This window comes from Mesorhizobium sp. BR1-1-16 (assembly GCF_020165495.1).
Taxonomy (GTDB): Bacteria; Pseudomonadota; Alphaproteobacteria; order Rhizobiales; family Kaistiaceae; genus Kaistia.
Genome location: NZ_JAIUIE010000008.1, coordinates 162955 through 187769, shown reverse-complemented (window position 1 = coordinate 187769; position 24815 = coordinate 162955). Strand labels below are relative to the sequence as shown.

The 24815-nt window shown below is 66.9% G+C and carries 19 protein-coding genes; 12 read left to right on the top strand and 7 right to left on the bottom strand.

The window, feature by feature from the left end:
- Positions 1–204 precede the first annotated feature (204 nt).
- On the bottom strand, positions 205–957 hold the full coding sequence (locus LB518_RS17640; RefSeq protein WP_224578982.1) for a HugZ family pyridoxamine 5'-phosphate oxidase: 753 nt from the start codon (positions 955–957) through the stop codon (positions 205–207).
- 229 nt (positions 958–1186) lie between these two features.
- Between LB518_RS17640 and LB518_RS17635 the strand changes: the two genes are divergently transcribed.
- From LB518_RS17635 to trxA, 12 genes are all read left to right on the top strand, one after another.
- Entirely contained in the window at positions 1187–1891 is a 705-nt protein-coding gene (locus tag LB518_RS17635) for a response regulator transcription factor (protein ID WP_224578979.1), read from the top strand.
- Positions 1892–1924: 33 nt separating this feature from the next.
- Positions 1925–3712 (top strand): sensor histidine kinase, encoded by a 1788-nt coding sequence (locus LB518_RS17630; protein ID WP_224578978.1) that lies wholly within the window; start codon positions 1925–1927, stop codon positions 3710–3712.
- Complete coding sequence (locus tag LB518_RS17625) at positions 3709–4170, top strand: HPr kinase/phosphorylase (RefSeq protein WP_224578976.1); 462 nt, start codon at positions 3709–3711, stop codon at positions 4168–4170. The genes LB518_RS17630 and LB518_RS17625 overlap by 4 nt, the downstream gene beginning before the upstream one ends.
- Positions 4171–4331: 161 nt before the next feature.
- Positions 4332–4733: a PTS sugar transporter subunit IIA gene (locus LB518_RS17620; RefSeq protein ID WP_224578974.1), complete on the top strand. Its 402-nt coding sequence runs from the start codon at positions 4332–4334 to the stop codon at positions 4731–4733.
- A gap of 10 nt (positions 4734–4743) precedes the next feature.
- Entirely contained in the window at positions 4744–5034 is a 291-nt protein-coding gene (locus LB518_RS17615; RefSeq protein WP_224578972.1) for an HPr family phosphocarrier protein, read from the top strand.
- A 105-nt stretch (positions 5035–5139) separates the two neighbouring features.
- The gene (gene ahcY, locus LB518_RS17610; RefSeq protein WP_224578970.1) at positions 5140–6543 is read left to right on the top strand and encodes an adenosylhomocysteinase; all 1404 of its coding nucleotides are present in this window, start codon (positions 5140–5142) and stop codon (positions 6541–6543) included.
- Positions 6544–6770: 227 nt separating this feature from the next.
- The gene (locus LB518_RS17605) at positions 6771–9263 is read left to right on the top strand and encodes a PAS domain-containing sensor histidine kinase (RefSeq protein WP_224578968.1); all 2493 of its coding nucleotides are present in this window, start codon (positions 6771–6773) and stop codon (positions 9261–9263) included.
- Positions 9260–10759 (top strand): tRNA (adenosine(37)-N6)-threonylcarbamoyltransferase complex ATPase subunit type 1 TsaE, encoded by a 1500-nt coding sequence (gene tsaE / locus LB518_RS17600; RefSeq protein ID WP_224578966.1) that lies wholly within the window; start codon positions 9260–9262, stop codon positions 10757–10759. The genes LB518_RS17605 and tsaE overlap by 4 nt, the downstream gene beginning before the upstream one ends.
- Positions 10760–10805: 46 nt before the next feature.
- Entirely contained in the window at positions 10806–11552 is a 747-nt protein-coding gene (locus LB518_RS17595; RefSeq protein ID WP_224578964.1) for a nucleotidyltransferase family protein, read from the top strand.
- Positions 11553–11569: 17 nt separating this feature from the next.
- Positions 11570–14662 carry a double-strand break repair protein AddB gene (gene addB / locus LB518_RS17590; protein ID WP_224578962.1) on the top strand — a complete coding sequence of 1031 codons (3093 nt, stop codon included), beginning with the start codon at positions 11570–11572 and terminating at the stop codon, positions 14660–14662.
- Positions 14659–18120, top strand: a complete 3462-nt coding sequence (addA, locus tag LB518_RS17585) for a double-strand break repair helicase AddA (RefSeq protein WP_224578960.1) — start codon at positions 14659–14661, stop codon at positions 18118–18120. Before addB ends, addA begins: the two co-directional genes overlap by 4 nt.
- 75 nt (positions 18121–18195) lie before the next feature.
- Positions 18196–18516, top strand: a complete 321-nt coding sequence (gene trxA, locus LB518_RS17580; protein WP_224578959.1) for a thioredoxin — start codon at positions 18196–18198, stop codon at positions 18514–18516.
- Positions 18517–18570: 54 nt separating this feature from the next.
- On the opposite strand, the gene LB518_RS17575 is transcribed toward trxA, so the two are convergent.
- The 6 genes from LB518_RS17575 to LB518_RS17550 all read right to left on the bottom strand — a co-directional run bounded on the left by LB518_RS17575 (position 18571) and on the right by LB518_RS17550 (position 24768).
- On the bottom strand, positions 18571–19563 hold the full coding sequence (locus tag LB518_RS17575; protein ID WP_224578956.1) for an acyltransferase family protein: 993 nt from the start codon (positions 19561–19563) through the stop codon (positions 18571–18573).
- A gap of 20 nt (positions 19564–19583) precedes the next feature.
- On the bottom strand, positions 19584–20903 hold the full coding sequence (locus LB518_RS17570; protein WP_224578955.1) for a bifunctional folylpolyglutamate synthase/dihydrofolate synthase: 1320 nt from the start codon (positions 20901–20903) through the stop codon (positions 19584–19586).
- 107 nt (positions 20904–21010) lie between these two features.
- Positions 21011–21904 (bottom strand): acetyl-CoA carboxylase, carboxyltransferase subunit beta, encoded by an 894-nt coding sequence (gene accD, locus LB518_RS17565; RefSeq protein ID WP_224578953.1) that lies wholly within the window; start codon positions 21902–21904, stop codon positions 21011–21013.
- 10 nt (positions 21905–21914) lie between these two features.
- Positions 21915–22757, bottom strand: coding sequence for a tryptophan synthase subunit alpha (gene trpA / locus LB518_RS17560; protein ID WP_224578951.1), 843 nt, complete (start codon positions 22755–22757; stop codon positions 21915–21917).
- 68 nt (positions 22758–22825) lie between these two features.
- On the bottom strand, positions 22826–24046 hold the full coding sequence (gene trpB, locus LB518_RS17555) for a tryptophan synthase subunit beta (RefSeq protein ID WP_224578949.1): 1221 nt from the start codon (positions 24044–24046) through the stop codon (positions 22826–22828).
- On the bottom strand, positions 24043–24768 hold the full coding sequence (locus LB518_RS17550) for a phosphoribosylanthranilate isomerase (protein WP_224578947.1): 726 nt from the start codon (positions 24766–24768) through the stop codon (positions 24043–24045). The genes trpB and LB518_RS17550 overlap by 4 nt, the downstream gene beginning before the upstream one ends.
- Between the last annotated feature and the right edge of the window lie 47 nt (positions 24769–24815).

Here is a 24815-nt window from a genome sequence, read left to right as displayed (position 1 = left end):
CCGCCCCCCCCCCCCCCCCCCCCCCCCCCGACCCTAGGGCGGCTTTACTCGGGCAGGCAAGTAAAAGCTGCGGACCCAAAGGGCTTTGGATCGACCTAATCGATTTACATCGATGCGACCAAGTAACGCTCAGTGCAGGTTGCAGATAATTAGACAGCCGAAGAAATAAACTTCCGAAGAAAAGCCGCCCACGCGGGCAAATGCCTAGTTTTTCGTCGCCGTCATGCGTTCGCGGGCGAGCTTAGCCCAATGCTTCAGATGACCCCCGGCTTCGGCGACGGTCGTGGCGCGGCTTGGGAATGGCAGGCGCGCCTTCGACCCCGGCGCCACGAGATCGACCCCATCAGGATCGCAACCGGACAGGCGCCATTCGCTCGGCGGCAGCCCGAGCAGCACGGTGGCGTAGAGGGCGATCGCCTCGGCGTGATCCTCGTTCATATGGTCGACGATCATGGCTTCGCCGGAGATGAGGCCTTCTGCCTCGCCAAGATCAATTCGCAGATCGTCCGCCGAGAGCGTCACGATGCGGCCGAAGCCGGCGACGAGGTGGGCCGAGGCGATATTCATGCGATAGGCGTGGAAATCGGCGAAGTCGGGCCGGCCAGCGCTGCCATGCACCGCACCGAAGCGACGAGCCGCGGCTGGATCATCGGTGCGAGCGAGCGTTCCGGTCAGCGTGACGCGCGCCCCAGCCAGCGGATCGCCACCCTCGCCGCCCGGCGCGACCACCAGGAGCGACGCCCTGTTGTCCTGTGCCAGATTGCGGCTGTGCACAGCGAGATCCGACAGCCACAGAGCCGGCGCAAGGTCCGGCATCGTGGCGAAGGTGACCAGGCTCGCGAACGGATGCCCCTCGCTGGTCAGCGTCGCAAGGCTTGCGACGCGCGCTTCATGCAGCACGGCGCGAGCCGCAGCGACGGGATCAAAGCTCGGTTCGGCAGTGGAATAAGCGGACAAGACGGCTTCCCTTTTGGCAGTTGGATCGCAAAGCGGAATATCACAGTCAGCTTTGATTGTCGTCTCCTTGCCGCGGTGATGGCGCCAGCTCTGGAAGTCAGCTACACTGCGCGCCATATTTTCCGCGTATTCCTGCGACCTTAAGACGGATGTCGCTGGTTTTCGAAACCGCGCGTCGAGGCGCAACCAGCGCCACGGAACAGAGCCAAACTCTGGGAGATGCCCCTCAATGCCGACGATTGCTCTCGTCGATGACGATCGCAACATTCTGGCCTCCGTGTCGATTGCGCTCGAATCGGAAGGCTACCGTGTGCAGACCTATACCGACGGTGCTTCGGCGCTGGACGGTTTTCAGCAGACGGCGCCTGATCTTGCGATCCTCGACATCAAGATGCCGCGCATGGACGGGATGGAGTTGCTGCGCCGCCTGCGCCAGCGCACCGATCTGCCGGTGATCTTCCTCACCTCGAAGGATGACGAGATCGACGAACTCTTCGGCCTCAAGATGGGCGCCGACGATTTCATCAAGAAGCCGTTCTCGCAGCGCCTGCTGGTCGAGCGCGTCAAGGCGGTGCTGCGGCGCTTCCAGCCGCGCGAGGCCTCGGCGACGGCCAAGGTTCCGGATGCGGCGCGCAATCTCGATCGCGGCGCCCTGTCGATGGACCAGGAGCGGCATACCTGCACCTGGAACGGCCAGCCGGTGACGCTGACCGTGACCGAGTTCCTCATCCTCTACGCGCTGGCGCAGCGGCCCGGCGTCGTGAAGAGCCGCAACGCGCTGATGGATGCGGCCTATGACGACCAGGTCTATGTCGACGACCGCACCATCGACAGCCACATCAAGCGGCTGCGCAAGAAGTTCAAGCAGGCCGACGACAGCTTTGACATGATCGAGACGCTGTATGGCGTCGGCTATCGCTTCAAGGAGGCCTGACGCGGCCGCTGCCGCGCGGGATCGGACGGAGAGATGACCGTCATCATCGAGGAGCAGGCGCCGGCGCGCGCCACGCCGCGCCGGGTTCGCCTCCGGCATTGGCGGCGACTGCTGTCGCGCTTCGTGCGCTCGATCGGCCCCCATGCCTTCTCCAGCCTGACGCGCCGCATCGTCATCCTCAATCTCGCGGCGCTGATCGTCCTCGTCTCCGGCATCCTCTATCTGAACCAGTTCCGCGCCGGGCTGATCGATGCGCGTCTTGAAAGCCTTCTGACGCAAGGCGAGATCATTGCGGGCGCGATCGCGGCGTCCGCCACGGTCGAAACCAACAATCTCACCATCGATCCCGACAAGCTTCTCGAGCTCCAGGCCGGCGAGAGCCTGACGCCCGGCCTCAACTCGATCGAGGGGCTCGATTTCCCGATCAATCCGGAACGGGTCGCGCCCGTGCTGCGGCGCCTGATATCGCCGACGCGGACGCGGGCGCGCATCTATGACCGCGACGGCATCCCGGTGCTCGATTCGCGCCATCTCTATTCGCGTGGCCAAATCCTTCGCCTCGACCTGCCGCCCGGCGCCGACGACGAGCCGGCGCTGTTCGACCGCATCTGGGAATGGGTCAAGATCCACCTGCAGCGCGACGATCTGCCGATCTATCACGAGCTCGGCGGGCTCAACGGCAAGGGCTATCCCGAGGTCGCCACGGCGCTCGATGGCAGTCCGTCCTCGATCGTGCGCATCACGGATCGCGGCGAACTGATCGTCTCGGTTGCCGTGCCGATCCAGCGCTATCGCTCGGTGCTCGGCGTCCTGCTGCTTTCGACGCAGGGCGGCGACATCGACCAGATCGTGCATGCCGAGCGCATGGCGATCGTCCGCGTGTTCCTCGTCTCGGCCGCCGTCGTCGTCGTGCTGTCGATCCTTCTTGCGGGCACGATTGCCGCGCCGCTCCGCCGCCTCGCCGATGCAGCCGATCGCGTGCGTCGAGGCGTTACCTCGCGGCCCCAGATCCCGGACTTCTCCTCGCGCCGCGACGAGATCGGCCATCTCTCGCAAGCGCTGCGCGATATGACGGCCTCGCTCTATAATCGCATAGAGGCGATCGAGAGCTTCGCCGCCGATGTCAGCCACGAGCTGAAGAACCCGCTCACCTCGCTCCGGAGCGCAGTCGAGACGCTGCCGCTCGCCAAGACAGCGAAGGCGAAGGCCCGCCTGACGGAGATCATCCAGCACGACGTCCGCAGGCTCGACCGGCTGATCAGCGACATTTCCGACGCCTCGCGCCTCGACGCCGAACTGGCGCGCCAGGACGCCGTGCCGATCGATGTCGCGCGCATCGTCGATGCCGTGGTGTCGATCTCTCGCGAGATTGCCGCTCCCGACGGGCCGTCCATCGTGCTCGACGTCGCGAAGAATGACCAGGACGACGCCTATGTCGTCATCGGGCATGACAGCCGCCTCGGCCAGGTCTTCACCAATCTCATCGAGAATGCCCGCTCCTTCAGCCCGAAGGACGGCGTCGTCCATGTGCTGGTCCGCCGCAACGGATCCGCCGTAGACGTCATCGTCGAGGATGATGGACCGGGAATCCGGGCCGAACAGGTGGAGCGCATCTTCGAGCGTTTCTATACCGACCGGCCCGAGCAGGAGGCCTTCGGCCAGAATTCCGGGCTCGGCCTCTCGATCTCGAAGCAGATCGTCGAGGCGCATCGCGGCCGGATCTGGGCGGAAAACCGCGTGAAGTCGAAGGCGAACCGCGACGAGGAGCCGGTCGTGCTCGGCGCGCGGTTCACGGTGCGCCTGCCCGGAATTCCCGGATGACCGCTGCTTCACCACCGACCATCCACGCCAGCGCGGCGCTGGTCGACGGCATCGGCGTCCTCGTGCGCGGCGCTTCAGGCAGCGGCAAGTCGTCGCTCGTGCTCGCGCTCATCATGGCCGATCCTGCCCGCAACCGGCTCATTGCCGACGACCGCGTCATCCTGACCGGCATCGGCGGAGAGATCGAGGCGGCGCCGCCGGAACAGCTGGCCGGGCTGATCGAGATGCGGGGATATGGTCTTGTCCGGTTACCCTATGTTGCACCGCAAAAGATCGGGTTTGTGGTCGATCTGCGGCCGGGCGACGAGATCGCGCGAATGCCCGCTGAGAGCGAGAGAACGGCCCGGTTCGGCGACGTGGCGTTGCCGCGGCTTGCCCTGCCGATCGGCCAGGGTGATGGCTGGATCCGCGTGCGGGCGGCGCTTATGGCCGGGTTCACCATGGTCAACGAAACGTGAAGGCGGGCAATGAGGCGTGAGCTTTTTTCTTGCGTTGCGGAATCGTTCGGTCAAGATGCGGAGCCGCCGGGACGGGGCCCCTGGCCGGGGCAGACTTTCTCGTCCGGCATAGAATGAGCGGCCGCGCGGGCCGGCAACAAGAACAACAGGTAACCAAGGGCATGATCGGGCTCGTCCTCGTCACCCACGGCCAACTCGCCATAGAGTTCCGCGCCGCTCTCGAACATGTCGTCGGACGCCAGAGCCAGATCGAGACGATCGCGATCGGCCCGGAAGACGATATGGAGCGTCGACGCCAGGACATCGTCGATGCCGTGCAGAGCGTCGACGACGGCAGCGGCGTTATCCTGCTGACGGACATGTTTGGCGGCACGCCATCGAACCTCGCCATTTCCGTGATGGAAGCGGGGCGGATCGAGGTCATCGCCGGCGTCAACCTGCCGATGCTGGTGAAGCTCGCCAGCGTCCGCGTCGAGAAGCCGCTCGCCCTTGCGATCCAGGGTGCGCAGGAAGCCGGCCGCAAATATATCAATGTCGCGAGCCAGGTTCTGGCGGGGCAGTGAGACGTCGAGCATGTCGAGCGACACGAAGGCCGAATATTGCCGCGATCTGGCGATTGTGAACCGTCGCGGTCTGCATGCCCGTGCTTCGGCGAAGTTCGTGCAGCTTGCCGACAGCTTCAATGCCACGATCACGGTTTCGAAGGACCAGAACACCGTCGGCGGCACCTCGATCATGGGGCTGATGATGCTAGCCGCCGGCATCGGTTCGTCGATCCATGTCACGGCCGACGGACCAGAGGCCGCAGCCGCTCTCGAAGCCATCGCCCACCTCGTCGCCGACCGCTTCGGCGAGGAAGAGTGACAGCATCTTCGCCGTCACATAAAGATATCTTTATATCCTGATTGCCGCGAGATGCTGTCTCCGCTATAAGCGCGGGCACAGCCATTTTCACGGAGATCATCCCGCATGTCCGGACAGCACGATTACGCGATCAAGGATATCGGCCTTGCCGACTGGGGTCGCAAGGAACTCGACATCGCCGAGGTCGAGATGCCCGGCCTCATGAGCGTCCGCGCGGAATTTGGTCCTTCGCAGCCGCTGAAGGGCGCCCGCATCGCCGGCTCGCTGCATATGACGATCCAGACCGGCGTGCTGATCGAGACGCTGAAAGCGCTCGGCGCCGATGTGCGCTGGGCGTCGTGCAACATCTATTCGACGCAGGACCATGCTGCGGCTGCCATCGCCGATGGCGGCACGCCGGTCTTCGCCATCAAGGGCGAGAGCCTCGAGGATTACTGGGACTACACGCACCGGATCTTTGAATGGGCCGATGGCGGCCTGCCCAACATGATCCTCGACGATGGTGGCGATGCGACCGCGCTGGTGCATCTTGGTCTGCGCGCCGAGAAGGGCGACACCGCCTTCCTCGAGACGCCCGGCAACGAGGAAGAGGAAGTCTTCTTCGCCGCGATCAAGCGCCGGCTGAAGCACAAGCCCGGCTGGTATACGGCCGTCGCCGCAGCGATCCGCGGTGTCACCGAAGAGACCACCACCGGCGTGCATCGTCTCTATGAGATGCAGAAGAAGGGCACGCTGCTCTTCCCGGCGATCAATGTGAACGACTCGGTCACCAAGTCGAAATTCGACAATCTCTACGGCTGCCGCGAGTCGCTGGTCGACGGTATCCGCCGCGGCACCGACGTCATGATGTCGGGCAAGGTCGCGATGGTTGCCGGCTTCGGCGATGTCGGCAAGGGCTCGGCGGCTTCGCTGCGCCAGGCCGGCTGCCGCGTCATGGTCTCCGAAGTCGATCCGATCTGCGCCCTGCAGGCCGCGATGGAAGGCTATGAAGTCGTCACGATGGAAGAGGCCGCGCCGAAGGCCGACATCTTCGTCACGGCGACCGGCAATGTCGACGTCATCACCATCGAGCATGTTCGCGCGATGAAGGACCGGGCGATCGTCTGCAATATCGGTCACTTCGACAGCGAGATCCAGGTTGCGGCCCTGCGCAACTACAAGTGGCACAGCATCAAGCCGCAGGTCGATGAGATCGAGCTGCCGGACGGCAAGCGCGTCATCCTCCTGTCCGAGGGGCGCCTCGTTAATCTCGGCAACGCCATGGGCCATCCGAGCTTCGTGATGTCGGCCTCGTTCACGAACCAGACGCTGGCCCAGATCGAACTGTGGACCAAGCCCGGCCAGTATGAGAACAAGGTCTACACGCTGCCGAAATATCTCGACGAAAAGGTCGCGGCGCTGCATCTCGCCAAGATCGGCGTGAAGCTCTCCAAGCTCAACGAAAAACAGCAGGCCTATATCGGCGTCGCCGAAAGCGGCCCGTTCAAGCCGGATCATTACCGCTACTGAGGCCGGTGCCGATCGGCGCTACAGCCTTAACCGGCGGTTAACCATGACCGGCTGACACTCCAGGGCCATGCGATGTTCGATCGCATGGCCCTTTTCTCGTCGTCAGCGGCTTCCCTCGCGATTCCCCGAACCGTTACATTGAGGGTGATTCGAGCGCGGTGCCGGAAGAGTTGGTCGGCGTCGCAAGCGGGTCATTCCAGTTCTCTGACGGCGGAAGGGCCTGTCGCATGCTTTGGCATCGCAGGATATCGGGATGGATTCGAGCCGGCCGCGCCGGACGAGCCCCCGTCGTCGCCATCCGCCGAGCCGCTTCATCCCTCGCGCTCTTCGCGCTTTCGATTGGCCCGGCCGCAGCCGCCGACTTCCTGGCGCCCGATCGCATCGTCAGCTTCAGCGCCATTTTCGGCGTTCTCACCTTCTCTCTCGTCGCCATCGCCGTGTTGCTGAGGGCACGAGACCGCGCCGATACGGACAACGCCGAACTGCGCGGTCGACTGGCCGATCTGCGCGCCATTGCCGATCGCGCCGAAGCGCTGGTCAATGCCGACGACCAGCGCCTCGTCGCCTGGAGCGGCCCTGAGGAGCCGCCGCTCATCATGGGGCGGCTGCCACGCGCGACCGGCGCGCCCGACGATCGCGCCGCCTTCCTCGCCTTCGGAACATGGCTGACCGGCGCGAGCGCCAGCCGGCTTGACCTCGCGCTCGAAAGACTGCGCAGCGAGGGCGAGACCTTCACAATCGCCATCGAAACAGCCAATGGCAGCTTCGTGGAAGTCGCCGGGCGCACGACCGCCGGCCGCGCCGTCGCGCGGTTCCGCGATCTTTCCGGCGATCGCCTGGCATTGGCCGAGCTCGACGCGCGTCACCGCCGCCTGACGCACGACGTTGCGGCGATGCGGGCGCTGATCGAGGCCGCGCCGCTGCCCTGCTGGATTCGCGGCCGCGACGGCGCGCTGGAATGGGTCAACCAGGCCTATGTCCAAGCAGTTGAGGCGGCTGACGCCACCGATGTCGTGCGCCGGCGCCTCGAACTCGTCGATACGGCCGGGCGGCAGGCGATCGTCCGCAGCCATGCCGAAGGAACCGTCTTCGCGCGCCGGCTGCCCGTCGTGATGGCCGGCGAGCGGCGCATGCTCGACATTGTCGACGTCGCGTCCGAGACCGGCAGTGCCGGCATCGCCGCCGACGTCACCGAGCTCGAATCCGTCCAGGCGCAGATGAAGCGGCTGGTCGAGTTCCATGTCCGCACGCTCGACCAGCTCGCCACGGCCGTTGCCGTGTTCGGGCAGGATCATCGCCTGCGTTCCTACAACGCCGCTTTCCGTGAGCTTTTCGGCCTCGACGCCGCCTTCCTCGACCAGATGCCGGACGAGAGCGCGGTTCTTGACCGGATGCGCGCTGCGCGACGCCTGCCCGAACAGGTCGATTTCAAGAGCTGGCGCAAGGAGCTTTTCGCCGCCTACCAGTCCGTCGATGCGCGCGAATTCTGGTGGCATCTTCCGGATGGCCAGACCCTGCGCGTCATTGCCAACCCGCATCCGCAGGGCGGCATGACGTGGATCTATGAGAACGTCACCGCGCGTCTCGATCTCGAAAGCCGCTACAATGCGCTGATCCAGGTCCAGGGCGAGACGCTCGATCATCTTGCGGAAGGTGTCGCGGTGTTCGGCTCGGACGGGCGGCTCCGCCTCGACAACCCCGCTTTTGCGCGGATCTGGCGGCTCGATCCGAAACTCCTGGCCGGCCGGCCGCATGTCGGCGAGATCGAGCGCGCCTGCCGCGCCCTCAGCGCGTCGCCGGAGGAATGGAAGCGTTTCACGGCGGAAGTGGCGGGGCTCGGCGAGAGCCGCGCGCCGACGCATGGCCGCATGGAGCGGCGCGATCGCCGCGTCATCGACTATGCGACCGTGCCGCTGCCGAACGGCCAGACCATGGTCACCTTCGTCGACGTCACCGACAGCGTGCAGGTCGAGCGTGCACTGACGGACCGCAACGAAGCGCTCGAAGCGGCAGATGGGCTCAAGAACGCCTTCATCCAGCACGTCTCCTATGAGCTGCGCTCGCCACTCACCAATATCATCGGCTTCACGCAGCTCCTGGCCGACATCGCCGTCGGTCCACTCAACGAGAAGCAGCGCGAATATACCGGCTATATCCTCTCATCGAGCGGCTCACTGCTGGCGATCGTCAACGACATCCTCGACCTCGCCACGGTCGATGCCGGCATCATCACGCTCGATCTCGGCGAGGTGAATGTCGCCGAAACCGTCGCCGCGGCCACCGAGGGGGTGCGTGACCGACTGCGCGAATCGCGGCTGAAGCTCGACACGCACCTTCCGCCCGATCTTGGCTCCTTCGTCGCGGACGAGAAGCGCATCCGCCAGATCCTCTACAATCTCCTGTCCAATGCCGTCGGATTCTCGACGGCGGGCTCGACGATCCGCCTCACGGCGCGGCGCAGCAGCGAGGCGGTCGAATTCGTGGTCGCCGACGAGGGTCCGGGCATCTCGGCCGATTTCATCGATGCCGTGTTCCAGCGCTTCGAGAGCCGGGCTTCCGGCGCAGCGCGCGGCGGCGCGGGCCTTGGCCTTGCGATCGTCAAGAGCTTCGTCGAGCTGCATGGCGGCAGCGTTTCCATCACCTCCGAAATCGGCCGCGGCACGACCGTTACAGTGCGCATGCCGCTGCGCCCGACTGCGCTCGACGTCGCCGCGGAATGAGCACGCCGCTTCTCAGCCTCATGCTGGCCGACGAGGCGGCCACGATCCGCCTTGCCGAGGATCTGGCGGCGAAGCTTGCGCCGGGCGATGTCATCGCCCTCGAAGGGGATCTCGGCGCCGGCAAGACGACGCTCGCCCGCGCGCTGATCCGCGCCGTCGCCGACGACGCCGCGCTGGAGGTGCCGAGCCCGACCTTCACGCTGGTCCAGACCTATCCCGGCCGCATCGCGATCGCACATTTCGACCTCTACCGGCTTGGCGGACCTGATGAGCTGGAGGAGATCGGCTTCGACGAAGCGATCGAAACCGGCGCCGTTCTCATCGAATGGCCCGAGCGCGCGGCCGGCCGGCTGCCGGAGCAGGCGCTGACCGTTCGCCTCGCCATCGAGGGCGAGCGGCGACGGGCCGACTTCTTCGGTGGCGGAACTTGGCCGGACCGGCTGGAACGTACTGTCGAGATCCGGTCCTGGCTCGATGCGTCAGGCTTCGCCGACGTCACGCGGCGCCACTTGGCCGGCGACGCCTCGGGCCGCAGTTATGAGCGCATCGCGCGGCCGGATGGCCTGCGCGCCGTACTGATGGATGCGCGCGACCGCCTGCCGGGCCCGCCCGTCTGGGGCGGCCGTAGCTATGACGATGTCGCACACCGCGCCACCACGGTGGCGCCGTTCGTCGCGATGAATGAAGGCCTGCGCGCCGCCGGCATCTCGGCCCCGGCGCTGCTTGCGACGGACATCCCGCAAGGCCTGTTGCTGCTCGAAGATCTCGGCGATGATTTCATCATCCGCGACGGCGTCCCGGATGCCGAGCGCTGGCGTGTGGCCGCGGAGCTGCTCGCCGCGCTGCATGCGGTGCCACGTCCGGACGTACTGCCACTGCCAGACGGCGGCGCCTATCGGATCCCTCAATTCGACCGCGACGCCTTCCTGATCGAGGTCGATCTGATGCCGCGCTGGTATGCGCGCGAATTTGCCGGGATCGCGCTCTCGGACGAGGCGGAAGACGCCTATGCGGCAATCTGGGCGACCCTGCACGCACGCCTTCAGGACACGGAGCAGAGCTGGCTGCTGCGTGACTATCATTCGCCGAACCTTCTCTGGCTGCCGGAGCGCACGGGCATTCGCCGGATCGGCGTGCTCGATCATCAGGATGCCATGATCGGCGCCTCGGCCTATGACGTCGCCGCGCTGGCGCAGGACGTGCGCATCACGCTGGACCCTGACTTCGAGGCCAAAGTCGTCGCCGCATATGCCGCGGCGCGGGAAGCTTCCGGGCCATTCGACAGGCACGCTTTCGAAGCCGCCTATGCAATCTCTGGCGCACAGCGGACGACCAAGGTCCTCGGCGGCTTCGCACGGCTCGCAACAGCCTTCGGCAAACCCCAATATCTCCGTCACATTCCGCGTGTAAGGGCCTATCTACGTCGCAATCTGGCGCACGAGGTTCTGTCGGACCTCGCCCTCTGGTATGATCGCTACCTGCCACTCGACGAATGACGCGGGCTCCATCCGGGGGCCCGACCCAAGAAGAAGAACCGTTTCGATGCCCGATCCCATTCCCTTCAAGTCGCTGATCGGCCCCCGGCGCGCCATGGTGCTCGCAGCCGGTATCGGCAAGCGCATGCGCCCCGTGACTGCCACCGTGCCCAAGCCGCTGATCGAAGTCGCGGGGCGCCCGATGATCGATCGGGCGCTCGACCGACTCTCGCGCGCTGGCGTCGAGGAGGTTGTGGTCAATGTCCACTACCTCGCCGATCTGCTCGAGACCCACGTCAAAAAGCGCAAGAACCCGAAAATCGTCGTCTCCGACGAGCGCGGCGCGCTGCTCGAGACCGGCGGCGGCATCACTAAGGCGCTGCCGCTGCTCGGCCCAGAGCCGTTCTTCGTCATGAATTCCGACAGCTTCTGGATCGAGGGGCCACGGCCCAATCTCGACTGGCTGATCTCTGGCTGGGACGACAGCGCCATGGACGCGCTGCTGATGCTTGCGCCGACCGTCGCCTCGATCGGCTATACCGGACCGGGCGACTTCCTGATGGACAAAGAGGGCCGGCTGACGCGCCGTCCGGAGCGCACCATTGCGCCCTTCGTCTATTCGGGCGCCGCGATCCTTTCGCCACGCCTGTTCGAGAACGCGCCGGAGGGCGCCTTCTCCCTCAATGTGCTCTTCGATCGCGCCATTGCCAGTGGACGACTGTTCGGCGTGCGCATGGACGGCATCTGGCTGCATGTCGGGACGCCGGAATCGATCCGGGAGGCCGAACTTTCGGTCGCCGAGAGCGCCGCGTAGGGAGACTGGACCCGGCGATGGCGGCGGCCCCGCGCGTCTTCACCATTCCTGCCGGCGCCCGCTTCCTGCCGACCCTTGCCGATGCGCTGCTCTCCGGACAGCTCGGCGCCTTGCCCGATCCCGCCAGCGATCCGCTGGCGCTCGCCGATATCCGCATCTTCCTGCCGACGCGACGCGCCGCGCGCGCGCTCTCCCTCGCTCTGGTCGATCGGCTCGGAAGTGACGCCGCCATCCTGCCGCGGATCCGGCCAATCGGCGACATCGACGAAGATGATCTGCTGCTGGAGCCGATCGAGGATCCGGCCGAACGGCTCGTGCTGCCGCCCGCCATTTCGCGGCTCGACCGGCAGCTCATCCTGGCGCGCTTCACCCGCGCCTGGGGCGAGGCGCTGAAGCCGGACCGGCTCGGCCTCGCCGAAGGCGCACCGGTGCTGATCCCGGCTTCGGCCGCCGATGCCTTTCATCTCGCCGGAGACCTCGCCCGCCTCGTCGACGACGTCGCGACGGCCGGCTGCGAATGGCAGGCGCTTGAAACGCTCGTGCCGGATGACCTCGCCCGCTACTGGCAGATCACGCTTGATTTCCTGAAGATCGTCGGCGAAGCGTGGCCGGCTCTCCTCGCCGAGCGCCACCTCGCCGATCCGGCCACGCGCCGCGACCGGCTGATCCGCGACGAAGCGAGGCGGCTTGCAAGCGAGCCCCCGAATGGTCTCGTCATCGCCGCCGGCTCGACCGGCTCGATTCCGGCGACGGCCGAACTGCTCGCCACCATCGCGCGACTGCCGAACGGCGCCGTCGTGCTGCCCGATCTCGACATAGCTCTCGATGACGCGGCCTGGACTGCGATCGGCGGCGAGGGCGCCGCTTCGACCCCCGGCCATCCGCAATATGGGCTCAAGCAGTGGCTCGGTCGCGCCGGCATCGTCCGCGCCGACGTGGCCATGCTCGGCAGTATCACACCCCCGCTCGCTGCCCGCGCGCGGCTGGTCTCCGAAGCGATGCGGCCGGCCGACACGACGGAGGCCTGGGCCGATGCCCCGCCGGTTCCTTCCGAGGCGACCGAAGGCCTGACTCTGCTGGTCGCCCGCAACGAGCAGGAAGAAGCGCTGGCACTCGCATTGGCGCTGCGCGAATCCGTTGAGACCGAAGGCGCGACCGCAGCGCTGGTGACACCCGACCGGACCATCGCGGCCCGCGTCGCGATCGAACTGGAGCGCTTCGGCCTGCGCGTCGATGATTCGGCCGGACGGCCCTTGCGCACGACCCCGCCGGGTACATTGGCCCGGCTCATCACCGCCGCTGCGCGCTCGGATGGCGCGCCGCTTGATCTGCTGGCGCTCGCCAAGCATCCACTCGCAGCCTTCGGCATGGCGCGGGCGGACTGCCGCGATGCCATCGGCGTGCTCGACCTCGCTTTGTTTCGCGGCCGCCTTGTCGCCGGCGGCCTCGGCGGTCTGCCCTTGGCGCTCGAAAGGGCACGGCGCGACGCAGCCGACGCCTCTCTGCGCCTGCATCCGGCGGTCAAGCGGCTGCTGCCTGACGATTGGGATGGCGCGGCGATCCTCGCCGACCGGCTCCGCGCTGTGCTCGATCCGCTGGCAGCGCTCCTCGCCGAGGGCGCCAAGAGCGATGTCGCGACAGTATCGAGCCTGCTCGCCGCGACCCTCGGCGCTGTCCTCGCCACCGAACCGGACGCCCCGGCGGCGCTTCCCTCCGATGAGGCTGGCACCGCGCTCAAGATGCTGCTCGATGGGCTGTCGAGCGGGGATGCCGCCGACTTCTCGATGACCGGGCCGGAATTCCCGGCCTTTCTCGACGCCGCCATGGCGGGCGTCGCGGTCTCGACACCGCCGGGCGCCGATCCGCGCATCTCCATCTGGGGAACGCTCGAGGCGCGGCTGCAATCGGCTGATCTGGTCATCCTGGCAGGGCTGGACGAGGGCGTCTGGCCGACGGAAGCGCGCACCGATCCCTGGCTGTCGCGTTCGATGCGCGCCGGCTTCGGCCTGGAAGCGCCGGAACGGCGGCTTGGCCAGGCAGCGCATGATTTCACCAGCGCGCTCGGCAACGCACACGTCATCATCAGCCGCGCCGAACGACGCGGCGGAGCACCGACGATCGCTGCGCGATGGCTGCAGCGGCTTGCCGCGCGGCTCGGCAAGGCTGACGCCGCAGCGCTCGCGTCGCGGGGCCAGCGCTATCTCGATTGGGCGCGCGCGCTCGACGCCAGCCCGGCGCCGGCTCCCGTCGCGCGGCCGCGGCCAAAACCACCGGTCGAGGCGCGGCCGAAACGGCTCTCGGTCACCGAAATCGAGACGCTGGTCCGCGATCCCTATGCGATCTATGCCCGCCGGGTCCTGAAGCTGGAGCCACTCGATCCGATCGACGTCGTACCCGACAGCGCTCTGCGCGGGACGCTGATCCATGAGGCGCTCGGCCGCTTCGCGCCGCGCTGGCAGCCGCCCTTCGATGGTTCCGCGCTCGATACGCTGATTGAAACAGGCCGCGACGTCTTCCGCGACATCAGGGCTTTTCCGGCCGTGCACGCGCTCTGGTGGCCGCGCTTCCTCGTCATTGCCGACTGGTATGTCCGCTGGGAAGCGGCACGGAAAGAGATCGAGGCACGGCATGCCGAGATCGACGGGCGGATGGTGGTGACACCCGACTTCATGCTGACCGGCCGGGCCGACCGCATCGACAGACGCCGCGACGGCACATACGAGATCCTCGACTTCAAGACCGGGACTCCGCCCTCGCCGAAGCAGCTTTCGACCGGCCTCGCGCCGCAGCTCGCGCTCGAGGCGGCGATGCTCCGGCGGGGGGCATTCGGCGACATTCCGGCAGGGGCTTCAGTCGCGGTGCTTGGCTGGATCGGGCTCGGCCGTGTCGGCAGGGGCGAGCCGTTCTCCTCGGCCGTCCGCGATCGACCAGCCGACGAGCTGGGCGATGAGGCCGCGGCCCGGCTCGCAGCACTCATCACCGCCTATGCCGATCCGGACCGCGCCTATGTCTCGCGGGCACGGCCAATGTTCGAGAATCGCTTCGGCAGCCCTTACGACCATCTGGCCCGCGTCGCCGAATGGGCGCTCGGCGAAGGGGACGAGGCGTGATCACGGTCGACGCCAACACCCGCCGCGTCCAGGCCGAGGCGACCGATCCGACGGCGTCGGTCTGGGTTTCGGCCAATGCCGGCTCGGGCAAGACCTATGTTCTCGCGCGACGCGTGATCCGCCTGCTGCTTGCCGGAACCGATCCCGGGGCGATCCTCTGCCTGACTTTCACCAAGGCGGCGGCGGCCGAGATGGCGGCACGCGTCTTTTCGATCCTCGCCGACTGGACGACGCTTCCCGACGCGGCGCTCGACGAGGCATTGGCCGATTATGACGATGTCCCGGCCAGCGAGGCCGTGCGCATCCGCGCCCGGCGGCTGTTCGCGCGCGCGCTGGAAACACCGGGCGGGCTCAAGATCCAGACCATCCACGCCTTCTGCGAGAAGCTGCTCCATCAGTTTCCCTTCGAGGCCAATGTCGCCGGCGCGTTCGAGGTGCTCGATGATCGTGCCGCCGCCATCCTGATCGAGGGCGCGCAGCGCCAGGTGCTCGCTCGCGCCAGCGCCGATGAGGATGGCCGGCTCGGCCGCGCCTTTGCGCGGCTGCTCGACGCCGCGTCCGACCAGGGCATCGAGGCGGCGCTCGGCGAGATCATTTCCCGCCGCGATGCGCTCGCCGCTCTCATCGAGGTGCACGGTTCGCTGGACAACGGCCTAGCCGAACTGCGTCAGGCGCTTGACCTTGCGCTCGAGGATACGGAGGAGACCCTCCGCGCCAGCATTGTGACGGCGCAGCCGTTGCCCGTCGCTGCCATCAGGCGGCTTGTTGAGTCCTTGCTCGCGAGCGGGCCAAAGCACAAGGCCGCCGGCGAGCAACTGGCACCGTTCCTCTCTGCCAACACGGATGCGGCGCGCAGCGGGGCCTGGCTCGCTTATATGCTGACCGCGGCCGGCAAGGTGAAGGCGCTCGGCAGTCTCGCTCCCAAGAGCGTCCTCACCAGTTGGCCGGGCCTTGAGGAGATGCTCGACGCCGAGCGGCTGCGCATCGAGAACGTGCTCGACCGGATCGCAGCCGCGCGCGCCTTCGACGCGACGGAAGCCCTGCTGATCCTCGGCACGGCGGTGCTGGAGGCCTATGAGCGCGGCAAGCAGCTGCGCGGCGCGCTCGATTTCCAGGATCTCGTCGTGCGCACCGCCGATCTCCTGACCCGATCCGGCGCGTCGAGCTGGGTCCATTACAAGCTCGATCGCGGCCTCGACCATATCCTCGTCGACGAAGCGCAGGATACCAGCCCGCGGCAATGGCAGGTCATCGCCGGGCTGGCAGACGAGTTCTTCGCCGGGGAGAGCGCGCGCGACAAGAAGCGCACCTTCTTCGCCGTCGGCGACGAAAAACAGTCGATCTACTCCTTCCAGGGTGCGGTTCCCGCCTGGTTTGCCCGCCAGCGCGACCGCTTCCGCCGTGCCGCACAGGCGGCCGACGCGGAATTCCGGGCACTGGTGCTCAACCTCTCCTTCCGCTCGACCGGCGACGTTCTGGCGGCGGTCGACGCCGTCTTCGCAGCGCCCGACGCCCATCGCGGACTGGCGCGCGAGATGCAGGCGACGGCGCATGAGGCGGCACGGCGGGGGGAGCCCGGGCGCGTCACGCTCTGGCCGTCGATCGTCGCCGAGCCGGCCGAAGAGCCGGAGGATTGGCACACCCCGCTCGACCGGCTCGACACCCGCAGCCCCGAAGTGCGGCTCGCCGAGCGCATAGCGCTGACCATCCGCGGCTGGATCGATCGCGGCGAACGGATCGAGGCGAGCGGCGCGCCTGTCCGGGCAGGCGGTATCCTGATCCTGACCCGCAAACGCGGCGCCCAGACCGATGCCATCAACCGGGCGCTGAAAACCGCCGGCCTGCCGGTCGCCGGTGCGGACCGGTTGAAGCTCGGCGGTCATATCGCGGTCATGGACCTCGTCGCGCTGGCCGAAACCGTGCTGCAGCCGGATGATGATCTGGCGCTCGCGGCCCTGCTCAAGAGCCCGCTGGTCGGGCTTTCCGAGGATGATCTCTTCGCCGTGGCGCATGGGCGGCCGGGCTCGCTCTGGCAGGCGGTGCATCGCGCCCGGCTCGCCGCTGCCGAAGCCGCGGTAGAGCTTCTCGACCTCTGGCGCGGCCGGGCCGACTTCATGGGCCCGCACGCCTTCTTCGCGCGGATTCTCGGTCCGGATGGCGGCCGCAAGCGCATCCTGGCGCGGCTCGGCGCGGAGGCGGACGAGGTTCTCGACGAATTCCTCGCCAGAGCGCTCGCCTATGAGCAGAGCGAGACGCCCTCGCTGCAGGGCTTCACCGCGTGGATGCGCGAGGCGGCGACCGAGATCAAGCGCGATGCCGATATCGGCCGCGACGAGATCCGCGTCATGACGGTGCATGGCGCCAAGGGACTGGAGGCCGAGATCGTCTTCCTGGTCGATACGGGTTCGGCGGCGGTGCATGCGAGCCACGATCCGAAGATCGTGGCTCTGGCCGACGATCCCGACGACGCCAGCGGTGCGCCGCTTGCCTATATCGCGCCGAGCGCTCGGCGGCCGCAGCGCCTCGACGCCGCGCTGGAAACGCTGCGCGAAAGAGCGGGCGAGGAATATCGACGACTGCTCTATGTCGCGCTGACGCGGGCGCGCGACCGCCTCGTCATCTGCGGCACGCGCAAGACGCGCTCCGGCAGCGATCCGCTCTGGCAGGATATCGCCCTCACCGCACTGGAGCCGGGCGCTCGGGTTGTCCCGGTGACACTCGGCACCGAGACCTTCGACAGCCTCGAATGGCGGCGCGACTGGAGTGCTGTCCCCCAGACGGCAGCGGACGTCGCGACGGCCCCCGCACGGCCGGCGGCGCCGCTGCCTGCCTTCCTCGCCTCGCCGCCGCCTACGCCGCCGCTCGTCGCGGCGCGCATCCAGCCCTCGGATACCAACGCGGCCGGCTCGGGCGCGGCAGGCGCCATTGCCGCCGAGCAAGCGCTCGCACGCGGCGTGATCGTCCATCGCCTGCTGCAGGCGCTGCCGGAGCATCCCGCAGCGGCGCGGCAGGGCGTGGCGCGCGCCTATCTCGATGCCATTGCGGAGGGGTGGCCAGAGACAGATCGCGACCGACTCGCCGCCGACTTGGCCGGACTGATCGATGGGCCGGATTTCGCGCCGCTTTTCGGTCCAGGCAGCCGTCCGGAGGTCGCGATCGCAGGAACGCTCGTGACGGCGAAAGGCGCGCTGGCGGTCTCGGGCCGCATCGACCGGTTGGTCGTGGAGCCTTCGCGTATCCTCATCGCCGACTTCAAGACCAATGCCTCGCCGCCCGTCGACATCAACGGCGTTGCGCCGGCTCATATCGCGCAGCTCGCGCTCTATCGCGCCGTCATCGCCCGTCTCTATCCGGTACGAACGGTCGAGGCGGCCCTGGTCTTCACCGAGGCGCCGCGGCTGATCACCGTGCCTGCGGACCAGATGGACGAGCATATCTCGCGTATCACCGCGTCGTGACATACCAAGGCTTGACCCGCCGATCGGCGCTCCCTACCTTTGGATCAACTCCCCCTCATTCCGCGCGAGGCTTTCATGGCGACCGCCAAAGTAACTGACAGTTCCTTCGACACCGACGTTCTGGGCGCAACAGGCCCGGTGGTCGTCGATTTCTGGGCCGAGTGGTGCGGCCCCTGCCGCATGATCGGGCCGGCTCTCGAAGAGATCCAGACCGAGATGGACGGCAAGGTGACGATCGCCAAGCTCAACATCGACGAGAATCCGAATATCGCCGTCCGCTATGGCGTGCGCTCGATCCCGACGCTGATCCTGTTCAAGGATGGCGAGCCGACCTCGATCCAGGTTGGCGCCGCGCCGAAGAATCGGCTGGCCGACTGGATCAAGAACGCGATCTAAGCGTTTTAAAGCGTCTTTCGAACGGGGCCTTCGGGCCCCGTTTTCATGTCTGGGTCACCAACCGAGCCGCTGCAGCACGTCGTCATACAGCCTCTGCAGCATCCAGCTCACGACGACCACCACAGGCAGCGCGACCAGCAGCATGAAAGCAAGCTGCCCGCTTGGCGAGGAAATCGGGAAAAGCCGGGTGGCGAGGACATAGACCGGCCGGTGCGCCAGATATGCGAAGAACGCGGCACAGCTGAGGACCGCCACCGCTGGATGGTGAGGGATCCGATGCTGAAGCCTCAACGCCACCAGCAGGACGAAGGCAGCGGCGAACAGTGCCATGGGTGCGGAACGGAGCGACAGCTCGATCTCGGGCAGCGTCAAACCGTAGCTCGGCAGAGAGGCGACGGCGGCCAGCAGACCGGCGGCCACGGCCGCCAAGGTGCCGACGCGGTGCTCCAGGCGCGCGAGCCCTATCCCGGCGACAAAGCAGGGGAAATAGAGCGCGAGCCGGGGCTCCATCGCCAGCCAGCCGCTCTGCTGCAATCCAATGAGGCCGAGCCAAAGCAAAGCTCCGCCCGCAAACCAGGGTGCAATCGGTTTTCCGAGCAGCTGGATGGGCCGATCGGCGAGCAGGATCGGCGCGACGGCGTAGAACAGCACGATCATGCAGACATACCAGAGCGTCCAGGCCGACGGTCCAGCGAAAAGGCTGACGAGGACGACGCTTCTGATCGAAATCGTCCAGCTCGTGATGCTGAGCAGCGCGAAGACAATCAGCGCCACGACGAGCGGCGGATAGACACGCAGAAGGCGCCGACGATAGAAGGCGCTGACCCCCGCCAGCGACGGCTCGACTGGCCTTCGCCCGAGCAGATAGCCGGACAGCATCGTGAAGGTTGCCAGCACGATGACGGTGAGCCGCTCCGTAACCTCGTTCCGGTAGCCGCCATAGCCATCGACGTAGTTCATCAGATGCCAGAAGCCGACGATGTAGCCCATGGCCACGACGCGGACGAGATCGAGGGATGCAATGTTTCGACGTCTTTCGTCCGACATGGCGCTCCCCGAAGACAGCCCTATTTCGGCGGCGTGCCGTTGGCCTCGAGCACATCGCCCGCGAGATAGAGCGACCCGCAGATGAGGATGCGCGGCGTGGTGCCGGGCGGCAAAAGGTGCGCAAGCGCGGCCAGCGCCGACGCGACATCTGCCTGCGGCTCGGCTTCGAGACCCGCCGCCCGCGCCGCCTCGGCGAGTTCGCCGGGATCGCGCCCCACATTGGAACTGGCGATCGGGACAGTGAAGACACGCGCCGCAAGGCCCGCGAACGGCCTGAAGAAACCGACGGGATCCTTGGTCTGCAGCATGCCGGCGATCAGATAGAGCGGGCGCGGCAGGCGCTCCTCGAGATCCGCAACCGCCTCGGCGATGACGGCGCCAGCGCCGGGATTGTGGCCGCCGTCGAGCCAGACCTCGGCATCCTCAGGCGCCTTCGCAACCAGGGCGCCCGCCGCGAGGCGCTGCATGCGCGCCGGCCAGTCGACAGATTGAAGCCCCTCCTCGATCGCCGATACCGGCACGTCGAGCGATGAACGGCGCAGCGCGGCGACGGCATTGCCGGCATTGATGAATTGATGTCGGCCCGGCAGGCGCGGTGCCGGCAGGTCCAGCAGGCCGTCTTCATCCTGGAAGACGAGCCGGCCGCGTTCGGCATGCGCGACCCAGTCGCGGTTGCCCACGAACAGCGGCGCCTTCGCGCGCGCGGCCTCATGTTCGATAACGGCCATCACCTCGGCCGTTTGCGGCGCCGACACGACGGGGCGACCATGCTTGATGATGCCCGCCTTCTCCCAGGCGATCCGATCGAGCGAATCGCCAAAGAACTTCTCATGGTCCATCGAGATCGAGGTGATGACCGAGACTTCGGGCGCATCGATGACATTGGTCGCGTCGAAGCGACCGCCAAGGCCGACTTCGAGCAGCGTCACATCGGATGGATGCTCCGCGAACAGGACCAGCGCTGCGGCGGTGGTGATCTCGAAATGCGTGATCGGCGCTCCGCCATTCAGCCGCTCGATCGCCGTCAGCGTCTCGGCAAGCTCGGCCTCGGAGACATAGGCGCCGCCGCCTGGACGGCCGAGGCGGATGCGCTCATGGAAGGTCACGAGATGGGGCGAGGTGTAGGCATGCACCGTGCGCCCGCTCGCCTCCAGCATGGCGCGAAGGAAGGCCGTGGTCGATCCCTTGCCGTTGGTTCCGGCGATATGGAACACGGGGCCAAGCTTCCGCTCGGGATGGCCGAGCTTTTCCAGCAGCGGCAGGAGACGATCGAGCGAAAGGTCGATCTCCTTGGGATGGAGAAGGAACAGACGTTCCAGGATTGCCGAACTATCGTCCATGGCAGGAACCTTCAGGCAAACGCGCGAAGGCCGCGTTGCCGCGGCCCTCACTCAAGACGTGATCAGATGCGTGGATAGCGGCTGGCGCGGGCGCGCGCCAGTGCCGACTACGCCACTACGGCAAGGGCGCCCTGCGGCTCGGCGGCGACTTCGACCTTCGGGCCGAGCAGGGCACAGAGCCTTGCAATGGTCGAGCGCAGTTCATGGCGATGAACCACCATGTCGACCATGCCGTGGGCGTGCAGATATTCGGAGCGCTGGAAGCCCTCAGGCAGCTTTTCGCGAATGGTCTGCTCGATGACACGCGGGCCGGCAAAGCCGATCAGCGCGCCGGGCTCGGCGATCTGGATGTCGCCCAGCATGGCATAGGACGCGGTGACGCCGCCGGTGGTCGGGTTGGTCAAGACAACGATATAGGGCAGCCTCGCCTCACGCAGCGCGATGACGCCGGCCGTGGTGCGCGGCAGTTGCATCAGCGAGAGGATGCCCTCCTGCATGCGCGCGCCGCCGGAAGCTGCAAACATCACGAAAGGCTGCTGTCGCTGCAACGCCGCTTCCATGCCCGCAATCACGGCCTCGCCGGCAGCCATGCCAAGCGAGCCGCCCATGAAATCAAAGTCCTGCACCGCGGCGACCAGCGGCACGCCTTCGACGAAGCCGGCGCCAACGAGGACTGCATCCTGGAGCCCGGTCTTGGTGCGGGCATCCTTCAAACGATCGGTGTAGCGGCGCTCATCGCGGAATTTCAGCGGATCGACCGCGACTTCGGGCAGCGGAATGGCCTCGTAGCGGCCGGCATCGAAGAAATGCGCAAGGCGCTTCGGCGCCGACATGCGCATGTGGTAGCCGGAATTCGGCACCACATAATGATTGGCCTCAAGATCGCGAAGGAAGACAAGCTCGCCCGATTCCGGATCCTTGATCCAGAGATTCTCAGGCACCTCACGCTTGTTGAGGAGGCTCTTGATCTTCGGGCGAACGACGTCGTTGATCCAGCTCATGATGTCTCCTTCAGGCCGCGACCGGCCGGCGCGCGCCGCGCACGCTGACCGCGAGTGCCCCGACCAGGGCTTCGACGGCCGGAACGGTAGCGGCGGTGGCGCGGCCTTCGGCATCAAGCGAATCGGCGACGGCCTGGACGATTGCCGAGCCCACGACGACACCATCGGCCTTAGCGCCGATGGCCGCCGCCTGTTCCGCAGTGCGAACACCGAAGCCCACCGCGACCGGCAGGCGCGTATGGCGCTTGATGCGATCGACCGCCTCTGCGACGCGGCTCGTGTCCGGCGCGGCCGAACCGGTGATGCCGTTGATCGACACGTAATAGACGAAGCCGGACGTATTGGTCAGCACGGCCGGCAGGCGCTTGTCGTCGGTGGTTGGCGTCGCCAGGCGGATGAAGTTGAGGCCCGCCTTCAGCGCCGGCAGGCAAAGCTCGTCATCGGCCTCCGGCGGCAGGTCGACGATGATCAGGCCATCGACGCCGGCAGCCTTGGCGTCGACGACGAACGCCTCCGAGCCGTGCGAATAGATCGGATTGTAGTAGCCCATCAGGACGATCGGCGTGACGTCATCGGTCTTGCGGAATTCGCGGACGAGATCAAGCGTCTTGTTGAGCGTCATGCCGCCCCTCAGCGCGCGAAGACCGGCGGCCTGGACGGCGGGCCCATCGGCCATCGGATCGGAGAAGGGCATGCCGAGCTCGATGATGTCGGCGCCCGCCCTCGGCAGGGCCGCCAGCAGCGCCAGCGTGGTTGCCGGGTCCGGGTCGCCTGCGGTCAGAAAGGTCACGAAGGCCGGCCGCCCCTCGGCCTTCACCGCCGCGAAACGTCGATCGATACGGGTCTCGGTCATGCGTTCAATCTCGATTCGATAGGGCCGGCGCAACGTGCCATAGGCCGGCAAAGGTTGGTCGCCGCCCGCTAGATATCCAGGCCGGTGAGCTTGCCGACGGTGTGGATGTCCTTGTCGCCGCGGCCGGAGAGGTTGACGACGATGATCTTGTCGGGCGCCATCGTCGGCGCGCGCTTGATCGCCTCGGCGATCGCATGGGCGGATTCGAGCGCCGGGATGATGCCTTCGGTGCGGGTGCAGACCTGGAAGGCGTCGAGCGCCTCGTCGTCGAGGATCGGCACATAGGTGACGCGGCCGGTGTCTCGCAGCCAGCTATGCTCCGGCCCGACGCCCGGATAATCGAGGCCAGCCGAGACCGAATGGCCCTCGAGAATCTGGCCGTCGGCATCCTGCAGCAGATAGGTGCGATTGCCATGCAGCACGCCGGGGCGGCCGGCATTCATCGAGGCGCAGTGTTCATCGCCATCGAGGCCATGGCCGCCGGCCTCGACGCCGACGATCTCGACCGAGGCGTCATCGAGGAAGGGATGGAAGATGCCGATCGCGTTCGAGCCGCCGCCAACCGCGGCGATGACGAGGTCAGGCAGGCGCCCTTCCTGCTCCAGCATCTGGGCGCGGGCTTCCTTGCCGATCACCGACTGGAAGTCGCGCACCATCTCCGGATAGGGATGCGGGCCAGCCGCGGTGCCGATCAGGTAATAGGTGTCCTCGACATTGGTCACCCAGTCGCGCAATGCCTCGTTCATCGCGTCCTTCAAGGTCGCGTTGCCGGCGGTGACGGGTTTCACCTCGGCGCCGAGCAGCTTCATGCGGAAGACATTCGGCTTCTGCCGCTCGACATCGGTCGCGCCCATATAGACGACGCAGGGAAAGCCGAAGCGGGCCGAGACGGTGGCCGAGGCGACGCCGTGCTGACCAGCGCCTGTCTCCGCGATGATCCGCGTCTTGCCCATGCGACGGGCGAGCAGGATCTGGCCGAGGCAGTTGTTGATCTTGTGGCTGCCGGTGTGATTGAGGTCTTCGCGCTTGAAGAAGATGCGCGCGCCGCCGAGATGGCGCGTCAACCCTTCCGCGAAATAGAGCTTCGACGGACGTCCGGCATAGTGGTTCGAGAGGTTCGAAAGCTCAGCCGCAAAGGCGGGATCAGCCTTCGCCGCCTCATACGCCGCCTGCAGCTCGAGGATCAGCGGCATCAGCGTCTCGGCGACATAGCGGCCGCCATAGATGCCGAAATGGCCGCGCTCGTCCGGGCCGGTCGTGAAGGAATTGGGCAAAATCGGAGCGGTCACGTCACTGTCCTCTCGCCGGAGCGGCGCCGGTCTTCGATGTTCGTTGTATCGCCGCGCACGGCAGCGATGAAGGCCCTGATCAGCGCCACATCCTTGATGCCAGGCGCCGTCTCGACGCCCGATGACACATCGACGCCGTCGGCGCCGGTGCGCGCGATGGCGTCGGCCACGTTGGCCGGATTGAGCCCGCCCGACAGCATATAGGGCCGTCCCGGCTCAATGCCATCAAGCAGCGCCCAGTCGAACGGAACGCCGTTGCCACCGGGCAGCACAGCGCCGGCTGGCGGCTTCGCGTCGATCAACAGGTGATCGGCGATGCCGGCATGGCGCGCGACTTCGGCAAGATCGTCGACCGTCCGGATACCGATCGCCTTCAGCACGCCAAGACCGAACTGGCGCTGCAAGGCCGAAACGCGGACCGGGTCCTCGCTGCCATGCAATTGCAGCCAATCCGGCCGAACGGCCTCGACGATCGCGGCGAGACCGTCATCATCCATGTCGACCGTGAGCGCAACGATTTCAGCGCGGCCGCGCACCTGCGCCGCCAGCGCGGCGCCAGTCTCGAGTGAGACGGCACGCGGGCTCTTCGGGAAGAAATTGAGGCCGATCATGTCGGCCCCGGCGTCCAGCGCCGCCTGCAGCGTCTCCGCTGTCGAGAGGCCGCAGATCTTCACGAGGACAGGGGTTCGTCCGGTTGCCGGCATTGTCATCCGTTCGGTCATTTGCGGTGAGCTTTGCCATGAAAGGCGGCCGGAGTCCAACCGCCGCC

What these genes read in the sequence shown, in the direction of transcription:
- LB518_RS17605 (WP_224578968.1), top strand. Translation starts at nt 6,771, where the DNA reads ATGCTTTGGCATCGCAGGATATCGGGATGGATTCGAGCCGGCCGCGCC.
- LB518_RS17570 (WP_224578955.1), bottom strand. Translation starts at nt 20,903, where the DNA reads ATGGACGATAGTTCGGCAATCCTGGAACGTCTGTTCCTTCTCCATCCC.
- LB518_RS17630 (WP_224578978.1), top strand. Translation starts at nt 1,925, where the DNA reads ATGACCGTCATCATCGAGGAGCAGGCGCCGGCGCGCGCCACGCCGCGC.
- LB518_RS17635 (WP_224578979.1), top strand. Translation starts at nt 1,187, where the DNA reads ATGCCGACGATTGCTCTCGTCGATGACGATCGCAACATTCTGGCCTCC.
- addB (WP_224578962.1), top strand. Translation starts at nt 11,570, where the DNA reads ATGGCGGCGGCCCCGCGCGTCTTCACCATTCCTGCCGGCGCCCGCTTC.
- accD (WP_224578953.1), bottom strand. Translation starts at nt 21,904, where the DNA reads ATGAGCTGGATCAACGACGTCGTTCGCCCGAAGATCAAGAGCCTCCTC.
- ahcY (WP_224578970.1), top strand. Translation starts at nt 5,140, where the DNA reads ATGTCCGGACAGCACGATTACGCGATCAAGGATATCGGCCTTGCCGAC.
- LB518_RS17615 (WP_224578972.1), top strand. Translation starts at nt 4,744, where the DNA reads ATGTCGAGCGACACGAAGGCCGAATATTGCCGCGATCTGGCGATTGTG.
- LB518_RS17595 (WP_224578964.1), top strand. Translation starts at nt 10,806, where the DNA reads ATGCCCGATCCCATTCCCTTCAAGTCGCTGATCGGCCCCCGGCGCGCC.
- LB518_RS17625 (WP_224578976.1), top strand. Translation starts at nt 3,709, where the DNA reads ATGACCGCTGCTTCACCACCGACCATCCACGCCAGCGCGGCGCTGGTC.
- tsaE (WP_224578966.1), top strand. Translation starts at nt 9,260, where the DNA reads ATGAGCACGCCGCTTCTCAGCCTCATGCTGGCCGACGAGGCGGCCACG.
- trpA (WP_224578951.1), bottom strand. Translation starts at nt 22,757, where the DNA reads ATGACCGAGACCCGTATCGATCGACGTTTCGCGGCGGTGAAGGCCGAG.
- LB518_RS17575 (WP_224578956.1), bottom strand. Translation starts at nt 19,563, where the DNA reads ATGTCGGACGAAAGACGTCGAAACATTGCATCCCTCGATCTCGTCCGC.
- LB518_RS17620 (WP_224578974.1), top strand. Translation starts at nt 4,332, where the DNA reads ATGATCGGGCTCGTCCTCGTCACCCACGGCCAACTCGCCATAGAGTTC.
- trxA (WP_224578959.1), top strand. Translation starts at nt 18,196, where the DNA reads ATGGCGACCGCCAAAGTAACTGACAGTTCCTTCGACACCGACGTTCTG.
- LB518_RS17550 (WP_224578947.1), bottom strand. Translation starts at nt 24,768, where the DNA reads ATGACCGAACGGATGACAATGCCGGCAACCGGACGAACCCCTGTCCTC.